Raw genomic sequence first — 19,933 nt, forward strand, 5'->3', positions numbered from 1 at the left:
TAACACTTCGCTGCAGGAGGCGGTACAATCTCTCCACATGTTAACTCCCTCTCCCGTCGGGAGGGGGGAAGATATTTACTCGCCAGGCGCTTTCATGACTACTCATCATTCGCTCTACAGCCAGATCCCCGCTACCGATCGTCTTCTTCGCGAACCTCGCATTCATGCTGTTGTGGAGCGTTTCGGCCATACCGCGACGGTTGAGATGTTACGCCTGCTTCAGGACGAAGCCCGATGCGCCATTCAGGCAGAAAATAGCTTGCCCGGCTGGTGTACCGCGTGGGAGCTGGAAGTGGAACATCGGCTGGACAAGAACGCGCAAAGCGCATTACGCCCGGTGATCAACCTTACCGGTACCGTGCTGCACACCAACCTGGGCCGCGCGCAGCAGGCGGAAGAGGCCGTGGCTGCGGTCGGGCAGGCCATGCGAACGCCGGTGACGCTGGAGTACGATCTGGACGGCGCAGGACGCGGGCATCGCGATCGTGCCCTGGCGGATCTGCTGTGCCAGCTGACCGGTGCAGAAGATGCCTGCATTGTGAATAACAACGCCGCAGCGGTGCTGCTAATGCTGGCGGCCACCGCCAGTGGCAAAGAGGTGGTGGTATCCCGCGGCGAGCTGGTGGAAATTGGCGGGGCGTTTCGCATTCCGGACGTGATGCGCCAGGCGGGCTGCACGCTGCATGAGGTCGGTACCACCAACCGTACCCATGCGAAAGATTATCGCGCAGCGGTGAATGAAAATACCGCCCTGCTGATGAAGGTTCACACCAGCAATTATCAGATTGAAGGCTTCACCAAAACGGTTGATGAGGCCGAGCTGGCGGAGATTGGGCGCGAACTGAATATCCCGGTGATTGCCGATCTCGGCAGCGGTTCGCTGGTGGACCTGAGCCAGTACGGCTTGCCAAAAGAACCGATGCCGCAAGAGATGATTGCGGCGGGCGTCAGCCTGGTGAGTTTTTCCGGCGACAAACTGCTGGGCGGGCCGCAGGCCGGGATTATCGTCGGCAAACGCGAGCTGATTGCCCGGCTGCAGCAGCATCCGCTCAAGCGCGCCCTGCGAGCCGATAAAATGACCCTTGCCGCGCTGGATGCGACGCTGCGGCTCTATCTCCATCCGGAGAAGCTGGCCGACCGCCTGCCTGTGCTGCGTCTCTTAACCCGTGATGCCGCCTCGATTCGTGCGCAGGCCGAGTTATTGCTGCCGCGCATCGCCCCGCACTACCCTGATTTTGACGTTCGGATTGAGCCCTGCCAGTCGCAGATTGGCAGCGGTTCGCTGCCGGTGGACAGGCTGCCGAGCGAAGCGCTCACGTTTACCCCGCGTGACGGGCGCGGCAGCCACCTGGAGGCCCTGTCGTTACGCTGGCGCGCCATGCCTGTGCCGGTTATCGGGCGGATTTACGATGGACGAATGTGGCTGGATCTGCGCTGCCTTGATGATGAAGAGCGATTTCTGGAGATGTTGTTGAAATGATTATTGCCACCGCCGGTCATGTCGACCACGGAAAAACTACGTTGCTGCAGGCGATTACTGGCATAAACGCCGATCGTCTGCCGGAAGAGAAAAAGCGCGGCATGACTATCGACCTGGGCTATGCCTACTGGCCCCAGCCAGACGGCCGCGTGCTGGGTTTTATTGATGTACCAGGGCACGAGAAGTTTCTGTCTAACATGCTGGCGGGGGTGGGGGGTATCGATCATGCCCTGCTGGTCGTGGCCTGCGATGACGGCGTGATGGCGCAAACCCGCGAGCATCTGGCAATCCTCCAGCTGACCGGCAACCCGCAGCTGACCGTAGCGCTGACGAAAGCTGACCGCGTGGATGACGCGCGCGTCGGCGAGGTGCGCGAAGGGGTGCAGGCCACCTTACGGGAGTATGGCTTTGCCGATGCGCCGATTTTTGTCACCGTGGCCACCGAAGGCCGCGGCATCGACGAACTTCGTCACCATTTGCAGCAACTGACGTCACGTGACCACGCAAGTCATCATCGCTTCCGTCTGGCGATTGATCGGGCATTTACCGTAAAAGGGGCGGGCCTGGTGGTCACCGGTACCGCGTTGAGCGGTGAAGTGAAGGTGGGCGATAGCCTGTGGCTGACGGGCGTTAACAAACCGATGCGCGTGCGCGGCTTACATGCACAGAACCAGCCCGCAGAGCAGGCGCATGCCGGGCAGCGGATCGCGCTGAATATTGCCGGAGATGCGGAAAAAGAGCAGCTTAACCGCGGCGACTGGCTGCTGGCCGATGCTCCGCCAGAGCCGTCTGAACGCGTGATTGTCTCTCTGCAGACGAATGTGCCGCTGACTCAGTGGCAGCCGCTGCATATTCACCACGCGGCCAGCCATATCACCGGACGCGTGTCGCTGCTGGAAAACGATCTTGCTGAACTGGTTTTCGATTCACCGCTCTGGCTTGCAGACAACGACCGTCTGGTTCTGCGGGATATCTCCGCGCGGGAAACGCTGGCCGGGGCACGGGTGGTGGCGCTTAACTCGCCGCGACGCGGCAAGCGTAAACCGGAATATCTGCAATGGCTGGCCGCGCTGGCACAAGCCCCTGATGATAACGCCGCGCTGCGGGTGCATCTCGATCGCGGTGCAGTGAACCTGGGTGATTTTGCCTGGGCACGCCAGCTGAGCAGGGAAGGATTAGACCCGCTGACCCGGCAGCCGGGCTTTATTCAGGCCGGTAATAGCCTGTTGAATGCCCCGGTTGCCGCACGCTGGCAGCGTAAAATACTCACCACTCTCGCGACGTATCATGAACAGCATCAGGATGAGCCTGGTCCGGGGCGTGAGCGTCTGCGCCGCATGGCGCTGCCGATGGAAGACGATGCGCTGGTGCTGCTGCTGATTGAAAACATGCGCGAAAGCGGGGTGATTAAAAGCCACCACGGCTGGCTGCACCTGCCGGATCACAAAGCCGGATTCACCGCAGAGCAGGAGGTTATCTGGCAGAAAGTGGCTTCGCTGTTTGGTGATGAGCCGTGGTGGGTTCGCGATCTGGCGCGCGAAACGAACACCGACGAGCAGGCGATGCGTCAGGTATTACGCCACGCGGCGCAGCAGGGGCTGATAGTTGCGATCGTGAAAGATCGTTATTACCGTAACGATCGCATTGTGGCGTTTGCTAACCTGATCCGCGAGCTGGATCAGGCGCGCGGCTCCACCTGTGCAGCCGATTTTCGCGATCGGCTGAACGTAGGGCGCAAGCTGGCGATTCAGATCCTGGAATATTTCAATCGTATTGGGTTTACGCGTCGCCGCGGTAACGACCATGTTCTGCGAGATTCGTTATTATTTCCTGAAACTCCGTGACCCCCGTCGTAAACACCGTTACCGGTTGGCGAGAAAATCGCCAGCCGGGACTACCCTTGTTGTACACCAACAGCAAGGAGACGGTCATGACAAACAATCCTCCCTCTTCGCGTATCCAGCCTGGCGAGTATGGTTTTCCCCTCAAGCTAAAGCCTCGTTATGACAACTTTATTGGCGGCGACTGGGTGGCCCCCGTCGACGGCGAATACTATTCCAACCTGACCCCCGTTACCGGCCAGCCGCTGTGTGAAATAGCCAGCTCCGGCAAGCGCGATATCGATCTGGCGCTGGATGCGGCGCACAACGCGAAAGACAAATGGGGGCATACCTCCGTTCAGGATCGGGCAGCCATTCTGTTCAAAATCGCTGACCGGATGGAGCAGAATCTGGAACTGCTGGCGACGGCAGAAACCTGGGATAACGGCAAGCCGATCCGGGAAACGATGGCGGCAGACGTGCCGCTGGCCATTGACCACTTCCGCTATTTTGCCTCCTGTATTCGCGCTCAGGAGGGCGGAATCAGCGAGGTCGACAGCGACACCGTTGCGTATCACTTCCACGAACCGCTGGGCGTGGTAGGGCAAATTATTCCGTGGAACTTCCCGCTGCTGATGGCGAGCTGGAAAATGGCGCCCGCGCTGGCAGCAGGCAACTGCATTGTGCTCAAACCGGCGCGTCTGACCCCGCTTTCGGTTCTGCTGCTGATGGAAATCGTTGGCGATCTCCTGCCGCCGGGCGTGATTAACGTGGTGAACGGTGCGGGTGGCGAGATAGGGGAGTATCTGGCTACGTCTAAACGTATCGCCAAAGTGGCGTTTACCGGGTCGACGGAAGTGGGCCAGCAGATCATGCAGTACGCCACGCAGAACATCATTCCGGTGACGCTTGAGCTCGGGGGAAAATCCCCGAACATCTTCTTTGCAGACGTGATGGAAGAAGAGGATGCCTTCTTCGATAAAGCCCTGGAAGGGTTTGCGCTGTTTGCGTTTAACCAGGGTGAAGTCTGTACCTGCCCGAGTCGCGCGCTGGTGCAGGAGTCTATCTATGAACGCTTCATGGAGCGCGCCATTCGCCGCGTTGAATCTATCCGCAGCGGGAACCCGCTCGATAACGTTACGCAGATGGGGGCGCAGGTCTCACATGGACAGCTGGAGACCATCCTCAACTACATTGATATCGGCAAGAAAGAGGGCGCAGATATCCTGACCGGCGGCCGCCGTAAGGTACTTGGTGGCGATCTGCAGGACGGGTATTACCTTGAGCCGACGATCCTGTTTGGCAAGAACAAAATGCGCGTCTTCCAGGAGGAGATTTTCGGACCGGTGCTGGCGGTGACCACCTTCAAAACGATGGAGGAGGCACTGGAGATTGCCAACGACACGCCGTATGGCCTGGGGGCGGGCGTCTGGAGCCGCAACGGAAATCTGGCCTATAAAATGGGCCGGGGCATTCAGGCCGGGCGCGTCTGGACCAACTGCTATCACGCCTATCCGGCACACGCCGCATTTGGGGGTTATAAGCAATCCGGCATCGGGCGTGAAACCCACAAGATGATGCTGGAGCATTACCAGCAGACGAAATGTTTGCTGGTCAGCTACTCCGATAAGCCGCTGGGCCTGTTCTAGTCGCCCTGCTCAGGCCGTCCCTGGGCGGCCTGAGCAATTTGCTGGCGCAGGCAATTGAGGACGCCATCAAGGACGTACTGCACACGCCAGGGCTGGTATTCACGTTTGCGGAATATTGCGGTCAGATCGAGCCACCACTCTTCCTGATGCGGGAAGCAGGGAACCAGCATGCCTTGCGCTAATTCTTTTTTCAGGCTCTCTTTAGGTGCGAATACGATCCCAAGGTTATTTCTTGCCAGCTCCAGCGCCGTCTGCGTGTTGTCGCAAATATAATTTCCGGTCACCCTGTAATCTTGCACGTTATCACTACCATGGGTACGAAAACGCCAGATATTTGCATCGTCGACCAGCATGGAATCAATCAGAATACATGAGTGATTCATTAAATCGTCGGGTCCGGCTAACGGATGGTTATTTAAATATTCCTGAGTGGCGAATGCCGTAACGGAATATTTTGTTAATACGCTGGCGACCAGACTTCCATCTTTTGGTTGTGCATAGGTAATTAAAATATCGCAGTCATCCGGGAAGGAAACGCCTTCTGAAAATTCATTGCGGTCCAGGTTGTACGTTTTCAGGGCGATACGAATGTCGCCGATGTCTTTTATCTGATGGATGACATGGCGCGCGAGGTAGGTGACAATTCCCGTGGGCGCGTAAAGGGTCACTTTGCCCCGCTTTTCATGCTTATAATCGGCAATGAAATTCACGAGCTGATCGTTTTTGTCCAGCGAAGCGTCAATATAGGGAAGTAACGCTTCACCAAACTGAGTAAGCGCAAGCTGACGGGTCGTGCGCTCAAAAACCTTTAGTCCAACCCGCGCTTCAAAATCAGAGAGATATTTACTGACGTTAGCCTGCGCCATACCCAACAGGGCAGCAGCATCACCAATGCTGTGAGTGGCGGCAATGACGGAGATTATTTTTAATTCGCGTGGCTTTAGCTGTAATTTACTCATCATGCGCACCCATCTATATCATTATATATATAATATTATATAAACCGCAGCGTTGCATTGGCAAATTTGTAACCATTATTATTCGCCCCGCTTGTTTGGCGTTTAAATGGATTACTTTGATGACTATTAAATACAATTTACTTATCGCTGCCACGTTATTTGCAGCCACGTCTGCAATGGCCGGTGACTTTTCAATAGGTGCGGGGGCTGTATTTAATGAGTCTCCTTATAAGGGGTATAACGAAAATACCACTGCGGTGCCGTTAATCAGTTACGAAAGCGATCGTTTCTATGTGCGCCAGACCACGGGCGGCTGGATCCTGTGGAAAGACGCAAAAAATGAACTCAGTCTGACCGCATCGTGGATGCCGCTGCATTTTGATCCCGATGACAATGACGACCATCAGATGAAACAGCTTGATGAGCGTAAGGCGTCCGCTTTCCTCGGTGGCGCGTACTATCACCACGAAAGCTGGGGTTCTCTGAAAGTGGCGGTCTCTGGCGATGCCACCGATGAAAGCGGCGGCATGATTGGAGAAGTCTCCTACTTTCGACCCATCAGGATGGAACGTCTGACCCTGACGCCATCTGTGGGTGTTTTTTATACCGACGAAAGCTATAACGACTACTACTACGGCGTATCCGGCAACGAGTCTCGCCGCTCAGGTCTGAAGCAATACACCGCCGGTGACAGCTGGACGCCATACGTTGGCCTGGCGGCTAAATATCAGTTAACTCAGAAGCTGTACCTTAACGCCAGCGCGGTCTACACCGTGTTGCCTGACGACGTGAAGAACAGCCCGATGATCGACCGCGACGACAGCTTCGTGCTGATGACCGGGCTGACCTGGCGCTTCTGATACGTTAAAGCCGGTTTACTCCCTCTCCCCGTGGGTGTGTACAGTCCGGGGGGAGGGCAACAGACCGCAAATATTCAGCCTTCATCCACCCATATCCGCATCTCCCCTTCTCCCCGGTTTGCCCAACTGAACCAGGGAATAAAGGTCAGCGTCTGGGGCTGACGCTGTACCGGCGAGCGATCGTACTGCCACAGCGCATCCGTATCCTTCGCGTGATAACCGCGCCCCTCCGCCTGTATCAACATTTTGTGCGCGAAAATGCCTTTGCCTTCAAATACCCGGAACGCACTGTTTTCAGGCAAAGAGAGGTTATGCAGATTTGCGCCGTTATCAGCTTCTTCCAGACAGTAAACCAGGGGCCCGCGCTGAAGCGCGACTTTACCTGCCTGCTGGCGCACCTGCGGGTTACCGTAAACGCGGCGAACCGGCATAGGGAGTGTCAGCGTCAGCGTGTCGCCCTCATGCCAGCAACGGTTGAGGTAAAGATATCCACGAACGACCTCACCGGTGACGCGTTCACCATTCAGCGAAACAGCCGGTTCGGCGCACCAGTCCGGCAGCCGCAGGGCCAGCGTGTGAGTCACCGGAACAGGCGAGGTTATTTCGATGGTCACCTGATCCTGCCACGGATAGTTACCGCTAATACGTAGCCAGAGTGTGTTTTCATCAATCTGTATGGCGACATCGTTCCCCACATACAGGTTGATCAACAGGGCATCCGGGCGAACGGTATAAATGTAATGTCCCAGTGAGGTCAGCACGCGGGCGATATTCGGCGGACAGCAGGCGCAGCCGAACCATCGCTGGCGGACGGGCTTCACGTGATCGTAGATATGGTTGAACGCCAGCGTTTTCGGATGTACCTCCAGCGGGTTCACATAGAAGAAGTGTTTTCCGTCCAGCGCCATGCCACCGAGTACCGTGTTGTATAACGCGCGCTCCATCACGTCGGCATAGTGGCTATCTGCCTCCATCTCGAGCATCCGGCGGGCAAACATCATCAGGCCAATGGAGGCGCAGCTTTCCGCGTACACCGTATCGTTGGGCAGATCGTAATCGCTGCTGAACGCCTCGCCGCTACTTTGCGAGCCAATCCCGCCGGTAATGTACAGCTGGCGCTGCGCCATGTTATTCCACAGCCGCAGGCAGTCCTGGCGTTTACCTTCGTCGCCGCTCAGGCGCGCCAGATGCGCCATGCCCGCCATCAGGTAGACAAAGCGTACCGCATGGCCGATGGCCGTTTGTTGTTCAGCAAGAGGTTGATGTGCCTGGCTGTAGGCTTTGTCCTTGACCATCCACGCAGGTCCATAGGTATTCCAGTATGACGTTTTGCCACGCTTCTCGTACTCGATATCGTAGAAGTGAGGCTGGGCGCCGCGTTCCTCAATAAAGTATTTCACCAGATTGAGGTAGCGTGGTTCCTCCGTGACGTCGTACAGCCGCATCAGCGCCAGCTCGATTTCCGGGTGGCCAGGATAACCGTGCAGCTGCGTTTCGCCAGGGCCAAACACGCTGTCGATATGGTCTGCCAGCCTGCACACCACATCCAGCAGGTTGCGTTTACCGGTTCCCTGAAACCAGGCCACGCCAGCCTCAATCATATGCCCGGCGCAGTACAGCTCGTGGCATTCGGCCAGATTGGTCCAGCGCGCCTCGGGGGCCTTAACCGTAAAGTACGTATTGAGATAGCCATCTTCACACTGTGCTGCGGCAATCAGTTCAATGACCTCGTCGGCGGTTTTTTCCAGTTCAGCATCCGGTTTCTGGCATAGCGACCACGCCACGGCCTCCAGCCATTTCGCCACGTCGCTGTCCTGAAACACCATCCCGTAGAATTCACCCTCTTCCAGACCCGCGGCAATGCGGAAGTTGGTAATGGCGTGGCTGGGTTCAGCCTCTGCCACGCGATCGTTCAGCGCATCCCACTGGTAGGGGATCACCACATCACGGACCAGTCGTTGATACTGCCCGAGAAACGGGTCATTGATTTTCAGTTGGTGCAGATCGGGTTCCATTACGGACATCGTATTCTCCTCAGGAAGGGACATGACGCTGGCGCAGATCGGTGGCAATGCGCGACATCAGTGGATTGTTAAGCCTGCACCAGCGGATAGTGACCGCCAGCAGCAGATGGAAAAGGGCAGGCAGCAGTGTCTCCATGGCGGTGATGCCCTGTAACGAGGCTGGCGTCTGGTTACCCATGCCCGGCTGATAGGCTACGGTGATAAACACCAGGCTGATGATCCCGGCGCTGGATGCCCATGCGAGCTTGATGAAAAACAGGTTGAAGGCGAAGTTCATGCCCGATGAGCGCACGCCGTTTTTCCATTCACCGTAGTCATCGGCAAAAGCCATCAGCGAGAAGTGCAGTGGGAGGGTAAAACCGAGGATCACGCCGTTGCTTAAAATAATCACCAGCCAGAGCGTCTGGTGCGACGGGCCTCCCGGCAGAAACCACATGCCCACCGCAAGCGCAGCGAGCACCAGGTTGGTGTAGTAGTAGAGTTTGACGGTATCAATACGGCGCGACAGCGGATTGACGATCACCGCACCCAGAATGGCCGCAAAAGTCACCATCGTGAAAAACAGCGAGGTATAGGCCGTGCTGCCCTGCAGGACGTAGGTGATGAAGTACATATATCCGCCGCCGCGAATGTTGAAAACGTTGATCAGCAGAAACGACATCACCAGCATCAGGAGCAGTTGATCGTTTTTACGCAGGCCCGCAAGGTGCTCGCGTAAGGTGAATTTACCCATCAGCGCCAGCGGGACGCGCTCGCGAACCCAGAAGAAGCAGCAGAGAAACATCACCACGGCGACAGTACATAGGACGCCGACGCCAAGCTGATAACCCTTTGCGGCATCGCCCTGACCGAGCTCCGCGACCAGCCATGGCAAACCCACAGAGACCAGAAATCCCGCCACGCCGCACAGCACAAAGCGCCATGACTGGCAGGCGATCACCTCATTGTGTCGGGTAGTCATGGTGTTAATCAGCGCGCAGTAGGGCACGTTAATGGCGGTATAACCAACGGACAACAGCAAATAGGTACCAAACGCCCAGGCGATTTTCACCCCCATGCTGGCTTCCGGTACGGTGAACGTCAGCACGCCAATAACCCCGATGGGGAGCGCCACCCATAGCTGCCAGGGACGAAAACGTCCCCAGCGGCTCTGCGTGCGGTCAGCAATCACGCCCATCACCGGATCGGAGATGGCATCAAACACACGAAGAGCAATAAATAGCGTGCCCACGAGCGCGGGAGTGAGGCCAAAGACATCGGTATAGAAAAAGGTCAGGAAATTCATGATCAGGCAGGTAATTACCGTCCCGCCCGCATCACCCAGGCCGTAGCCAATTTTTTCGCGGACGGACAGCCGGTCATCTGCCGCCCCTTGTGTCACGTCTGATTCAGTAATCGGTGTGGAAGTCATGAAGTAACTCCTCGATGAACGAATTTATTATCGTATTTATGCAAGGTACCCATTTATTCTGCATTGAACGGCAAGGCCAACAAGGGAAGGGAAAAGTATAAAAAGGTGACGATTCCGACCTGATGAAGAAAATGTGATTCCGATCGGACAGTTATTCAGATATTAGTTAATAATCAATGCGTAAATTGAATATTGATGGCAATAAAAGCGGAATGGTGAATATCCATGCTCGAATTATCCATAGCGCTTCCGATTAAGGTCCAAAATGGCGGGCTATTTATTTCCCGGGGCGTGGGTCGCCATCCTGCGCGGAAATTAACATCGTGGGAGATTATTTTTGTCGAAAAAGGGACATTAACGATCCAGGAAGAAAATACGGTGTTTGAGGTGCGTGCAGGGGAGACGTTACTGCTTTGGCCTGACAGGCGACACGTGGGTGTGGGCGAATTCCCGATCGATCTTAAATTTTACTGGCTGCATTTTGAGATTGAACATTACCCCTCTTCACAACCCAATCTGGCGATAGAACAGCATTGTCGCGTGAGGGACGCCCAGTCTGTCATTTCTCTTTTCCGCCAGTTCTTAAGCGAGCAGGAGAAATTACAGCGAACCATGGCGCTTGAAATCCTTTTACTGCTGATCTTACAGCAAATTTCCCGTCCTTCCGGATATGAAGACAGCGCCAATGAAGCCGGTGCGGCCATGGCGTGGAAGGCGAAACAGCTTATTCGCACACAGTTTCATTTACCGCTTTCAACGTCGCTACTGGCAAAAGAACTGCACTGCAATGCGGATTATCTTGGGCGAGTATTTCGCCGGACATTTCATTTAACCCTGACGGAGGCCATTCATCGCCAGCGTGTCCGGGCGGCAGAAAAATTACTGCTCAACGAGGCCGCATCATTAACCGAAGTAGCGACACGCTGCGGTTTTAATGATGTGGGCTATTTTCGACAGATTTTTTCTAAGCACACCGGTCTAACGCCCGCCGTCTGGAAACGGCGGTACTGTAAAGAGCATATTAATTCTGGTTGACCTGTCTCGGGGTCGCCAGATTATGCCCGCTGTGCAGCATCATCTGGCGTAACGCGTCACTGACCGTCTTCGCGCCAGGCTTTTTCGATTTCTTCGGCGAGAATTTTGACGCCCTCTTCAATTTTTTCCGGATCGGGCACGTAGTTCATACGCATGCACTGGTGCGTGTGCGGCCACGGCTTATCCAGACCCGGGAAGAAGTAATCACCCGGCACCATCAACACACCGCGTTTTTTCAGACGCTGGTAGAGCAGTTCGGTGGTGATCGGCAAGTCCTTAAACCACAGCCAGAGGAAAATCGCCCCCTCAGGTTTGTGGATCAGGCAGCGCTCTTCCGGCAGGTAGCGGCGAATCGTCGCGATGGTTTCCTGAACACGCTGATAATAAAACGGCTTGATAACCTCGTTAGACAGACGCAGCAGGTCGTTGCGCTTAATCATTTCACACATCATTGCCGGACCGATGCCGCCCGGTGAAAGGCTGATAATGCCGTTCATATTGGTAATGGCGGTGATGATTTTCTCGTTGGCGATGATGATGCCGCAGCGGCTACCCGGCAGGCCCAGCTTAGAGAGGCTCATGCACAGCACGATATTCGGGTTCCACAGCGGACGCGCTTCGCTGAAGATAATGCCCGGGAACGGCACGCCGTAGGCGTTATCGATCACCAGCGGAATGCCGTGCTGATTTGCCAGCGCATCCAGCTTCATCAGCTCGTCGTCGGTAATGACGTTGCCCGTCGGGTTAGTCGGACGGGAGACGCAGATCATGCCCGTCTCTTCACCGATATGCAGATGTTCAAAATCGACGTGATATTTGAACTGGCCTTCCGGCAGCAGCTCAATGTTAGGGCGTGCGGAGACGAACAGATCCTCTTCCAGACCGGAATCGGCATAGCCGATATATTCCGGGGCCAGCGGGAACAGCACTTTTTTGGTCGTGCCGTCGGCGCGACGTCCAGCGAACAGGTTAAACAAGTAGAAAAACGCGCTCTGGCTGCCGTTTGTTAGTGCAATATTCTGTGGTTCGATATCCCAGCCCAGCTCGTCACGCAGCATTCCAGCGAGGAGCGCCAGCAGTTCAGTTTTGCCCTGAGGACCGTCGTAATTGCAGAGCGCATCGGTCGCTTTGCCGTTTTCCAGCATCTGAGCGAGCAGCGTCTGGAAATAGGTATTCATCTCCGGAATTTGAGCCGGGTTTCCGCCGCCGAGCATGATTGCGCCCGGTGTGCGCAGCCCGTCGTTGAGGTCCTCCATCAGGCGAGTAATGCCTGAATGGCGGGTGAATTTGTCGCCGAAAAGTGAAAACGTCATAGCAGGTGATCTGTCGAGCTTATTTTGAAAGTGGGTAACCATAACGCTAGCACCGTGTTGGTGCAAATCGGGTGGTGTGGTCGGATTTGTTGTTTTATGTGGTGGGTAAGGATTTATTCAGTGAATTGTTCTGGCGGTTTTTTCTCCCCTCACCCCGGCCCTCTCCCCTGTGGAGAGAGGGTTAGGGTGAGGGGGGGATTATTGATTACCAGCCCATACCACCATGACTTTATCGCCCTTGTGCTCGCGCACAAAGCCATACCCTTCTTTCAGCGACAGCGTGGTTTGCTTGCCTTCGCCGATCGCCGGGTGACGGGCGCGGAACTGACCCAGCATTTGCCAGTGGGCGACGGTTGACGCCTGCGTGCCCGTGACATCCTGCCAGTTCATATCCGAACGGGTGCCCTGAAGCGGGTCGGAGCCCGTCGGGCCGAACGGACGTTCGGATTCATCCCCGTAATAGATTTGTACGCTGCCCGGTGCCAGCAGGAGCAGCTCAGCCGCGCGCTGACCACCTTCGCGGAACAGGCGTGTGTCATGGGAGGAGAGGTAGCTCAGAACGTTGAAGCTTTGCAGCTTTTCTGCCATCTGCTGCCACGTCAGGTCGATATCGGCCAGGCAGTTCACCGCCTTTGCCGCCTGCTCCTGATAATCAAAGTTGATCATCGCATCGAAACCGTGGCGGTAATAATCACTCTGCATCACCCCGTGACCCCAGGATTCCCCGGTCATCCAGAACGGTGCGTTGTCGAGCTTTTTGTCCGGGTTCGCCCCTTTCCAGGCCGCCAGTGCCTGACTTGTCTGATCTTTTAGCTGCTGCCAGGCCGCAAGCTCGACGTGCTTCGCGGTATCGACCCGAAAACCGTCGATGCCGTAGTCTCGTACCCACTGGCTGAGCCAGTGAGTCAGATAGTCGCGCGGGGTATATCCCGGGATGGCCTTCGCGTGGGTATCGGGTTTGTGTTGATAAAAATTGGGTAACCCGGAAGGGACGGTGGATTCCGTTTTCAGGTCGGGCAGGAACGCCAGCGACATCGTCAAATCATCAAAGCCAGGGTTGTCGTAATCACCGATGTCGGTACGGATCCATTTCTTGCCCCACCATTTTTCCCATGCGGCTTTGTCGCTGAAGTTAATGTAGTCATTGAAGCTGTGCCAGGTTTGGCCTGCACCTGGCTTCCAGTCGGTCCAGTGTTCACCCAGCGTTTTTTTCAGCTCATCACCCTGTAAATACAGCGCGCCAAACTGATACGCCTGCATGTCTGCTAGCGTCGCGTAGCCCGTGTGGTTCATGACGATATCGAACAGGATGCGGATACCACGCTTGTGTGCTTCATCGACAAGATGGCGCAAATCTTCTTCGGTACCCATGTTGGCATCAAGCTTTGTCCAGTCCTGGGTGTAATAGCCATGATACGCATAGTGAGGGAAATCCCCTTTGGTCCCCCCGCCTACCCAACCATGGATCTGCTCAAGCGGAGAGCTTATCCAGAGCGCATTCACCCCCAGTTGCTGTAAATAATCGAGCTTGCTGGCAAGTCCCTTGAGGTCGCCACCGTGGAAGGTGCCAATCTCCTGCATGCCGTCTTTATGGCGGCCATAGCTGTTGTCGTTGCTCGGGTCACCGTTCACATAGCGGTCGGTCAGGACAAAATAGACGGTGGCGTTCTGCCAGCTAAACGGTGCGGGTTTATCCGTTTCGGCGCGCTCAAGCAGCAGCAGGCCATTACTGCCAGCGGCGGGCTGCAGGGTAATGTTTCCGTTCTGTACCGTCGCGGTCTGTTTGCTGTAGAAATCACGCACTACTGTCCCTTCCGGGAAAGTATCGCTAACGTTCAGCGTCAGCGGTTTACCATCCCACTTCGGACACTGGCGGATAGCGGTTGCCACCGGTTGTTCTGCTGCACTCTGAATTGTCAGCAGCATTGTGGGCGTGCCGGAGCGAGTATCAATCCGCATCTGATATTCACCGTCGCGGAAAAGGCGCCACTGCGGCGGCGTGCTATTGCAGGGTTTGAGCGACAGCATCTCATTGAGTTTTATCGCCTCTGATGGCTGCCAGCACGTCTTGTCAAAACTCAGCGTAAGAGGACGCGTACCCTTCGCAAGCTTTGCCTGGCTGGTGAAAATCCCGGTGCCTTCGGCGCTAAAACTATTAAACCCCGGTGATGACCAGTCAGCGTGTGCCAGTGCGGGTAGCATCAGAAAAGCCAGAGCGGTGCGTTTCATTCCATTTTCCTGTCGCGGCATTTTTAACCAGTTTGCCATCAGGCGGAGGGTAAAAACTCATCCTCCAGCGCTTTCTGCCAGGAGGACGTGTGAGGATGAGTGATCCCGCGCAAAATTAGGCAGTTATCTGCGATATCGCGCACAAATTTTCAGGAGTGCTGTTTTTATAAGCAAGTTTCAGGTGACATAGTTTCGGATTTGGACTATTTCTATACGTGCTCTTGAAGTCTATTTTTGATATGATTTGAGATTCCGCTCTCAAATTTGTGAAAAAAATAAGGTGTTAGGATGATGACATCCGACCAGGAGACCTAATGATATCGACTCCCATTCGACGATATGGGGCTGCGATACTCATGTTACTCACCTTGGCATTTTCAGGTGAGGTGCTTGCGAAGACGCACACGGATACAACGAGTAAGAAAGCCCACGTAATAAAGACGACAAGTAGTAAGGTTAGCAGTAAACAAGAGTATTCTCGCAATAGTGCAAAGAGTAGTTCACTTCCTGATTTGCGAAAATACCCTTCCGGAACACCAAGGAAAAAAGCGTTTCTCCGGACGGTAATGCCTTACATCACGAGTCAAAATGCCGCGATTACTGCGGATCGTAACTGGCTGATTTCCAAACAGTACGATAGCCGCTGGTCGCCTTCAGAACGCGCGCGTCTGAAAGATATCACGAAGCGCTACAAGCTGAGCTGGAACGGTAACACCCGTCGTGTGCCGTGGAATGCTCTCCTTGAACGTGTCGATATCATCCCGAATAGCATGGTTGCGACCATGGCGGCAGCCGAAAGCGGCTGGGGAACGTCAAAGCTGGCGCGTAATAACAACAATCTTTTCGGTATGAAGTGTGTGAAAGGTCGTTGTAATAATGCGCCTGGCAAGGTGAAAGGCTATTCTCAGTTTGAATCAGTCAAAGATTCCGTGGGTGCCTATGTGGTCAATCTGAACACGCATCCGGCCTACTCATCCTTCCGTAAATCACGTGCTCAGTTGCGTAAAGCGGATCAGGAAGTGACGGCCAGTACGATGATTCACAAGCTGAAGGGTTATTCGACGAAGGGACAGAGCTATAACAACTATCTGTTCGCGATGTACCAGGATAACCAGCGCTTAATCGCCGCCCATATGTAATCACTAAAAACGCCTTCTAAATGAAGGCGTTTTCTTTTCTATATCAGCACCTCGCTGTGGCGATCCCGATACTCTTTTGGCGTGGTGTCATACTCTTTGCGAAACACCGAATAGAAATATTGCAGCGACGGATAACCGCACATCTGTGAGATTTCGTTGATCGACAGTGATGTTGAGATGAGCAGGCTGCGGGCTTTCTCCAGTTTCTCCGCATGGATGACGGCATGAATGGTTTCGCCCACTTCTTCTTTGAAACGCTTCTCCAGATTCGAACGAGAAATGCCCACCGAATCCAGAACCTGATCGACCTTAATTCCTTTACAGGCGTGGTTGCGAATATAGTGCATCGCCTGAATGACGGCCGGGTCACTCAGGGAACGATAGTCGGTTGAGCGACGCTCCACGACGCGGACAGGGGGTACCAGCAAACGCTGAAGCGGCAGAGACTCTTTATCCAGCAGACGATGCAGCAGCTTCGCTGCCTGATAGCCCATCTGACGGGTGCCCTGTGCCACAGAGGAGAGCGCCACGCGGGAGAGATAGCGGGTGAGTTCTTCGTTATCAATGCCAATCACGCACAGCTTCTCGGGCACCGGGATATGTAAATGCTCGCAGACCTGCAGCACGTGGCGGGCGCGGGCGTCGGTGACGGCAATAATACCGGTTTGCGGGGGCAGCGTTTGCAGCCAGTCCGCCAGCCGGTTTTGCGCGTGCTGCCAGTTTTCCGGAGCCGTCTCCAGCCCCTGATACACTACTCCGCGATACTTCTCCTGCGCGACCAGCTGGCAAAACGCATGCTCGCGCTCGACTGCCCAGCGCTTGCCGCTGGTGGCGGGTAAACCATAGAACGCGAAACGATGGACGCCTTTCTCTTTTAAATGAAGAAAAGCGGCTTCGACCAGTGCATGATTATCGGTGGCGATATAGTGAACCGGCGGGTAATTTTCGGGGGAATGGTAGGAGCCGCCGACGCCCACGATCGGGACGTCGACGTCGGTCAGCAGCTGTTCAATGACGGGATCGTCATAGTCAGCGATGACGCCATCCCCCAGCCAGTCTTTGATGTTCTCCAGACGGGTGCGGAAGTCTTCCTCAATGAAGATATCCCACTCGGATTGCGACGCCTGCAAATATTCACCCACGCCTTCAACGACCTGACGGTCGTAGGCTTTATTGGCATTGAATAACAACGTAATGCGGTGACGCTTTTCAAACATGGCTCACTTCCCAATTAAGTCACAATACGGTTATCAGGCTCGTCGCTTGGTGGCAGAGTCCATCCAGACTGCCAGTAAAAGAATGGCCCCCTTGACGATATACTGCCAAAACGTCGGGACGTCCATCATACTCATCCCGTTATCCAACGACGCCATGATAAATGCCCCCATGACCGCACCCGCCACGCTACCGATACCGCCGGCGAGGCTGGTGCCGCCAATGACGCAGGCGGCAATCGCATCCAGCTCGGCGATGTTACCCGCGGAGGGCGAACCGGCACCCAGACGCGAACTGAGGATCAACCCGGCGATGGCGACCATCAGGCCGTTAATGGCGAACACCGCGAGCTTAGTGCGCTCGACGTTGATCCCCGAGAGACGGGCAGCTTCAAGGTTGCCACCGATGGCATAAATGCGGCGGCCAAACGCGGTGCGCGTCGCCATAAACATCCCGCCCAGCAGTAACAGCGCCAGCAGCAGGACCGGTGTCGGAACACCGCGATAGTCGTTAAGAAGCCAGATGGCGCCCAGCACAATGACCGCAGTCAGCGCATGGCGTCCTACCACGGAGGTTGATGCCGGTGACGCCAGCCCCAGCGCCTGACGACGCATGCGCCCCCGCCACTGCCAGGCGACAAACGCCAGCAAACCTACCACGCCAATCGTAAAGCCCACGCTATCGGAGAGGTAGCTCTGACCAATTTGCGACATGGCGGCGCTGGTGGGGGAGACGGTAGTGCCGTTGGTAATCCCGATTAAGATCCCACGGAAGGCCAGCATCCCCGCCAGGGTAACAATAAACGACGGGACTTTGCGGTAGGCAACCCACCAGCCGTTCCAGGCCCCCAGGACCAGACCCAGTACCAGCGTCACCGCCACGGTCAGCGGCAGCGGCCAGCCAAGCCAGACGTCGAAAATAGCCGCCACGCCGCCGAGCAGGCCCATCATCGAGCCTACAGACAGGTCAATTTCTGCCGAGATAATGACGAACACCATGCCTACGGCCAGGATCCCGGTAATGGCGGTCTGGCGGAGCAGGTTTGAGACGTTACGCGCGCTTAAGTATGAACCATCGGTCATCCAGGTAAAAAACAGCATGATGACGATAATTGCTGCGATCATCACGAAGACCTGCAGGTTCAGCGCTTTTAGCCCTGCGAACGCACCGGGCGTCGGAACGGCGACTTTGATATCAGACGGATTGCTTTTCGACATGACGTTCGCTCCTTAAAGCGGCTTCCATCACCTGCTCCTGCGTCAGGTTCTGGTTAATCAGGTTGGCTTTCAGTTTCCCCTCGTGCATCACCAGCACGCGGTCGCTCAGGCCGAGCACTTCGGGTAACTCAGACGAAATGACAATGACGGCAATCCCTTGCTGAACAAGCTGATTAATCAGTTTGTAGATTTCATATTTGGCACCGATATCAATCCCGCGCGTTGGCTCATCGAGGATTAATATGCGTGGGTTGAGAAGCAGGCAGCGCGCCAGAATCGCTTTCTGCTGGTTACCGCCACTCAGGCGGCCAATCGCCAGTTCCGGGGAGGACGTTTTGACCTTCAGCCTGGCAAGCGACTGAAGAATGCACTGTTGCTCTGCGGCATCGTCCAGGCTGCTCAGCGCGCCGGAGAACCGATCGAGTGCCGCAAGCGTAATGTTTTTCCCCACCGCCATGACCGGTACGATGCCGTCTTTTTTACGATCTTCCGGCACCATAGCAATGCCGCGGGCAATCGCCTGCTGGCAGTTGTCGATTTTCACTGGCTGGCCGTCGATATAAATCGTCCCCTCCCAGCGCCCGGGCCACACGCCAAACAGACACTGTACGGCCTCCGTGCGTCCGGCGCCGACGAGGCCCGCAATCCCGAGAATTTCGCCGCTGTGAAGAGAAAACGAGACGTTATTCACGCGTTTAATGTGGCGGTTAACGGGGTGCCACGCGGTCAGGTTTTCCACACGCAGCACTTCCTCGCCTCTGGCGTGTGGCTCATTCGGGTAGAGCGCCGTCAGCTCGCGGCCTACCATCATGGTGATGATGTCATCTTCACTCATGCCTGCCGCTTCGCGCGTGCCGATGTGTTGCCCGTCGCGAATGACACAGATGGTGTCCGAAATGGCTTTAACCTCGTTTAGCTTGTGCGAAATGTAGATACAGGCGATGCCGTGGTTTTGCAGATCGCGGATGATATTGAGCAGAACTGCGGTTTCCTGTTCGGTGAGCGAAGCCGTGGGCTCATCGAGGATCAGCAGCCGTACCTGTTTGTTCAGCGCCTTAGCAATTTCTACCAGCTGCTGTTGCCCCAGACCCAGATCGCCCACGCGGGTATCCGGTGAAATATTGAGGCTCACCTGCGCCAGCAGCTTTTCACAGCGGAGCGTCATGGTGTCGTAATCCAGTACGCCGTGGCGGGAAATCTCGGCTCCAAGGAAGATGTTTTCCAGCACGGTGAGATGCTTCACCAGCGCCAGCTCCTGGTGGATGATGGCGATCCCTTTACGTTCGGTATCGCGAATGTGTGTCGCCTGGATCACTTCACCGGCAAAGACAACTTCGCCTTCGTAACTGCCGTGTGGGTAGATCCCACACAGAACTTTCATCAACGTTGATTTGCCCGAACCGTTCTCGCCGCACAGCGAAACCACTTCGCCGGGGTTCAACCGGAGGCTGACGTTGTCGACGGCCTTCACTGCGCCGAAGCGCTTGGTGATGCTTTTCATTTCAAGTAAATAAGGCATACCTGCTCCACATAACCCGAGGGAAGAACAGTACAACGTGATGCGCCCCCGCAGAGCGGGGGC

General features: G+C 55.7%; 14 protein-coding genes. 6 read left to right on the plus strand and 8 right to left on the minus strand.

Annotation, left to right across the window (positions count from 1 at the left end; all coding sequences use genetic code 11):
- Window positions 1-94 precede the first annotated feature (94 nt).
- The 3 genes from selA (at window position 95) to aldB (ending at window position 4,949) form a co-directional block, all read left to right on the plus strand.
- Window positions 95-1,480: an L-seryl-tRNA(Sec) selenium transferase gene (gene selA, locus ACOTXR_RS17770; RefSeq protein ID WP_023338906.1), complete on the plus strand. Its 1,386-nt coding sequence runs from the start codon at window positions 95-97 to the stop codon at window positions 1,478-1,480.
- Entirely contained in the window at window positions 1,477-3,324 is a 1,848-nt protein-coding gene (selB, locus tag ACOTXR_RS17775; RefSeq protein WP_057057600.1) for a selenocysteine-specific translation elongation factor, read from the plus strand. Before selA ends, selB begins: the two co-directional genes overlap by 4 nt.
- A gap of 86 nt (window positions 3,325-3,410) precedes the next feature.
- Window positions 3,411-4,949, plus strand: a complete 1,539-nt coding sequence (aldB, locus tag ACOTXR_RS17780; protein WP_222834739.1) for an aldehyde dehydrogenase AldB — start codon at window positions 3,411-3,413, stop codon at window positions 4,947-4,949.
- Here the strand turns inward: aldB and ACOTXR_RS17785 are convergent.
- Window positions 4,946-5,911, minus strand: a complete 966-nt coding sequence (locus ACOTXR_RS17785; protein WP_078309900.1) for a LysR family transcriptional regulator — start codon at window positions 5,909-5,911, stop codon at window positions 4,946-4,948. The two genes, aldB and ACOTXR_RS17785, sit on opposite strands and share 4 nt — an antisense overlap.
- Window positions 5,912-6,027: 116 nt before the next feature.
- Between ACOTXR_RS17785 and ACOTXR_RS17790 the strand changes: the two genes are divergently transcribed.
- Window positions 6,028-6,768: a MipA/OmpV family protein gene (locus tag ACOTXR_RS17790; RefSeq protein ID WP_014882026.1), complete on the plus strand. Its 741-nt coding sequence runs from the start codon at window positions 6,028-6,030 to the stop codon at window positions 6,766-6,768.
- 74 nt (window positions 6,769-6,842) lie between these two features.
- Here ACOTXR_RS17790 and ACOTXR_RS17795 read toward each other — a convergent pair whose 3' ends face one another.
- Complete coding sequence (locus ACOTXR_RS17795; RefSeq protein WP_058690631.1) at window positions 6,843-8,792, minus strand: glycoside hydrolase family 127 protein; 1,950 nt, start codon at window positions 8,790-8,792, stop codon at window positions 6,843-6,845.
- A gap of 10 nt (window positions 8,793-8,802) precedes the next feature.
- The gene (locus ACOTXR_RS17800) at window positions 8,803-10,203 is read right to left on the minus strand and encodes an MFS transporter (protein WP_058690630.1); all 1,401 of its coding nucleotides are present in this window, start codon (window positions 10,201-10,203) and stop codon (window positions 8,803-8,805) included.
- A 225-nt stretch (window positions 10,204-10,428) separates the two neighbouring features.
- On the opposite strand from ACOTXR_RS17800, the gene ACOTXR_RS17805 reads away from it, so the two are divergent.
- Complete coding sequence (locus tag ACOTXR_RS17805; protein WP_058690629.1) at window positions 10,429-11,238, plus strand: helix-turn-helix domain-containing protein; 810 nt, start codon at window positions 10,429-10,431, stop codon at window positions 11,236-11,238.
- Window positions 11,239-11,294: 56 nt separating this feature from the next.
- Here the strand turns inward: ACOTXR_RS17805 and avtA are convergent, their stop codons facing one another.
- Entirely contained in the window at window positions 11,295-12,551 is a 1,257-nt protein-coding gene (gene avtA / locus ACOTXR_RS17810) for a valine--pyruvate transaminase (protein WP_058690628.1), read from the minus strand.
- Between the two features lie 198 nt (window positions 12,552-12,749).
- Window positions 12,750-14,780 carry an alpha-amylase gene (locus ACOTXR_RS17815; protein WP_058690627.1) on the minus strand — a complete coding sequence of 677 codons (2,031 nt, stop codon included), beginning with the start codon at window positions 14,778-14,780 and terminating at the stop codon, window positions 12,750-12,752.
- A 314-nt stretch (window positions 14,781-15,094) separates the two neighbouring features.
- On the opposite strand from ACOTXR_RS17815, the gene ACOTXR_RS17820 reads away from it, so the two are divergent.
- Window positions 15,095-15,919: a protein bax gene (locus tag ACOTXR_RS17820; protein ID WP_058690626.1), complete on the plus strand. Its 825-nt coding sequence runs from the start codon at window positions 15,095-15,097 to the stop codon at window positions 15,917-15,919.
- A gap of 38 nt (window positions 15,920-15,957) precedes the next feature.
- On the opposite strand, the gene xylR is transcribed toward ACOTXR_RS17820, so the two are convergent.
- From xylR to ACOTXR_RS17835, 3 genes are read right to left on the minus strand one after another with little or no spacing between them, the layout of a single operon-like run.
- Window positions 15,958-17,136, minus strand: coding sequence for a D-xylose utilization transcriptional activator XylR (gene xylR / locus ACOTXR_RS17825; protein WP_014882033.1), 1,179 nt, complete (start codon window positions 17,134-17,136; stop codon window positions 15,958-15,960).
- Window positions 17,137-17,169: 33 nt separating this feature from the next.
- A complete protein-coding gene (xylH, locus tag ACOTXR_RS17830; RefSeq protein WP_014882034.1) occupies window positions 17,170-18,351 on the minus strand; it encodes a xylose ABC transporter permease XylH in 1,182 nt (393 codons plus the stop codon).
- The gene (locus tag ACOTXR_RS17835) at window positions 18,329-19,870 is read right to left on the minus strand and encodes a xylose ABC transporter ATP-binding protein (protein ID WP_200923760.1); all 1,542 of its coding nucleotides are present in this window, start codon (window positions 19,868-19,870) and stop codon (window positions 18,329-18,331) included. Before ACOTXR_RS17835 ends, xylH begins: the two co-directional genes overlap by 23 nt.
- Between the last annotated feature and the right edge of the window lie 63 nt (window positions 19,871-19,933).

The sequence above is a fragment of the Enterobacter cloacae complex sp. IR53030 genome (genome assembly GCF_049238365.1).
GTDB lineage: Bacteria > Pseudomonadota > Gammaproteobacteria > Enterobacterales > Enterobacteriaceae > Enterobacter > Enterobacter kobei.

What these genes read in the sequence shown, in the direction of transcription:
- selA (WP_023338906.1), top strand. Translation starts at nt 95, where the DNA reads ATGACTACTCATCATTCGCTCTACAGCCAGATCCCCGCTACCGATCGT.
- selB (WP_057057600.1), top strand. Translation starts at nt 1,477, where the DNA reads ATGATTATTGCCACCGCCGGTCATGTCGACCACGGAAAAACTACGTTG.
- aldB (WP_222834739.1), top strand. Translation starts at nt 3,411, where the DNA reads ATGACAAACAATCCTCCCTCTTCGCGTATCCAGCCTGGCGAGTATGGT.
- ACOTXR_RS17785 (WP_078309900.1), bottom strand. Translation starts at nt 5,911, where the DNA reads ATGATGAGTAAATTACAGCTAAAGCCACGCGAATTAAAAATAATCTCC.
- ACOTXR_RS17790 (WP_014882026.1), top strand. Translation starts at nt 6,028, where the DNA reads ATGACTATTAAATACAATTTACTTATCGCTGCCACGTTATTTGCAGCC.
- ACOTXR_RS17795 (WP_058690631.1), bottom strand. Translation starts at nt 8,792, where the DNA reads ATGTCCGTAATGGAACCCGATCTGCACCAACTGAAAATCAATGACCCG.
- ACOTXR_RS17800 (WP_058690630.1), bottom strand. Translation starts at nt 10,203, where the DNA reads ATGACTTCCACACCGATTACTGAATCAGACGTGACACAAGGGGCGGCA.
- ACOTXR_RS17805 (WP_058690629.1), top strand. Translation starts at nt 10,429, where the DNA reads ATGCTCGAATTATCCATAGCGCTTCCGATTAAGGTCCAAAATGGCGGG.
- avtA (WP_058690628.1), bottom strand. Translation starts at nt 12,551, where the DNA reads ATGACGTTTTCACTTTTCGGCGACAAATTCACCCGCCATTCAGGCATT.
- ACOTXR_RS17815 (WP_058690627.1), bottom strand. Translation starts at nt 14,780, where the DNA reads ATGAAACGCACCGCTCTGGCTTTTCTGATGCTACCCGCACTGGCACAC.
- ACOTXR_RS17820 (WP_058690626.1), top strand. Translation starts at nt 15,095, where the DNA reads ATGATATCGACTCCCATTCGACGATATGGGGCTGCGATACTCATGTTA.
- xylR (WP_014882033.1), bottom strand. Translation starts at nt 17,136, where the DNA reads ATGTTTGAAAAGCGTCACCGCATTACGTTGTTATTCAATGCCAATAAA.
- xylH (WP_014882034.1), bottom strand. Translation starts at nt 18,351, where the DNA reads ATGTCGAAAAGCAATCCGTCTGATATCAAAGTCGCCGTTCCGACGCCC.
- ACOTXR_RS17835 (WP_200923760.1), bottom strand. Translation starts at nt 19,870, where the DNA reads ATGCCTTATTTACTTGAAATGAAAAGCATCACCAAGCGCTTCGGCGCA.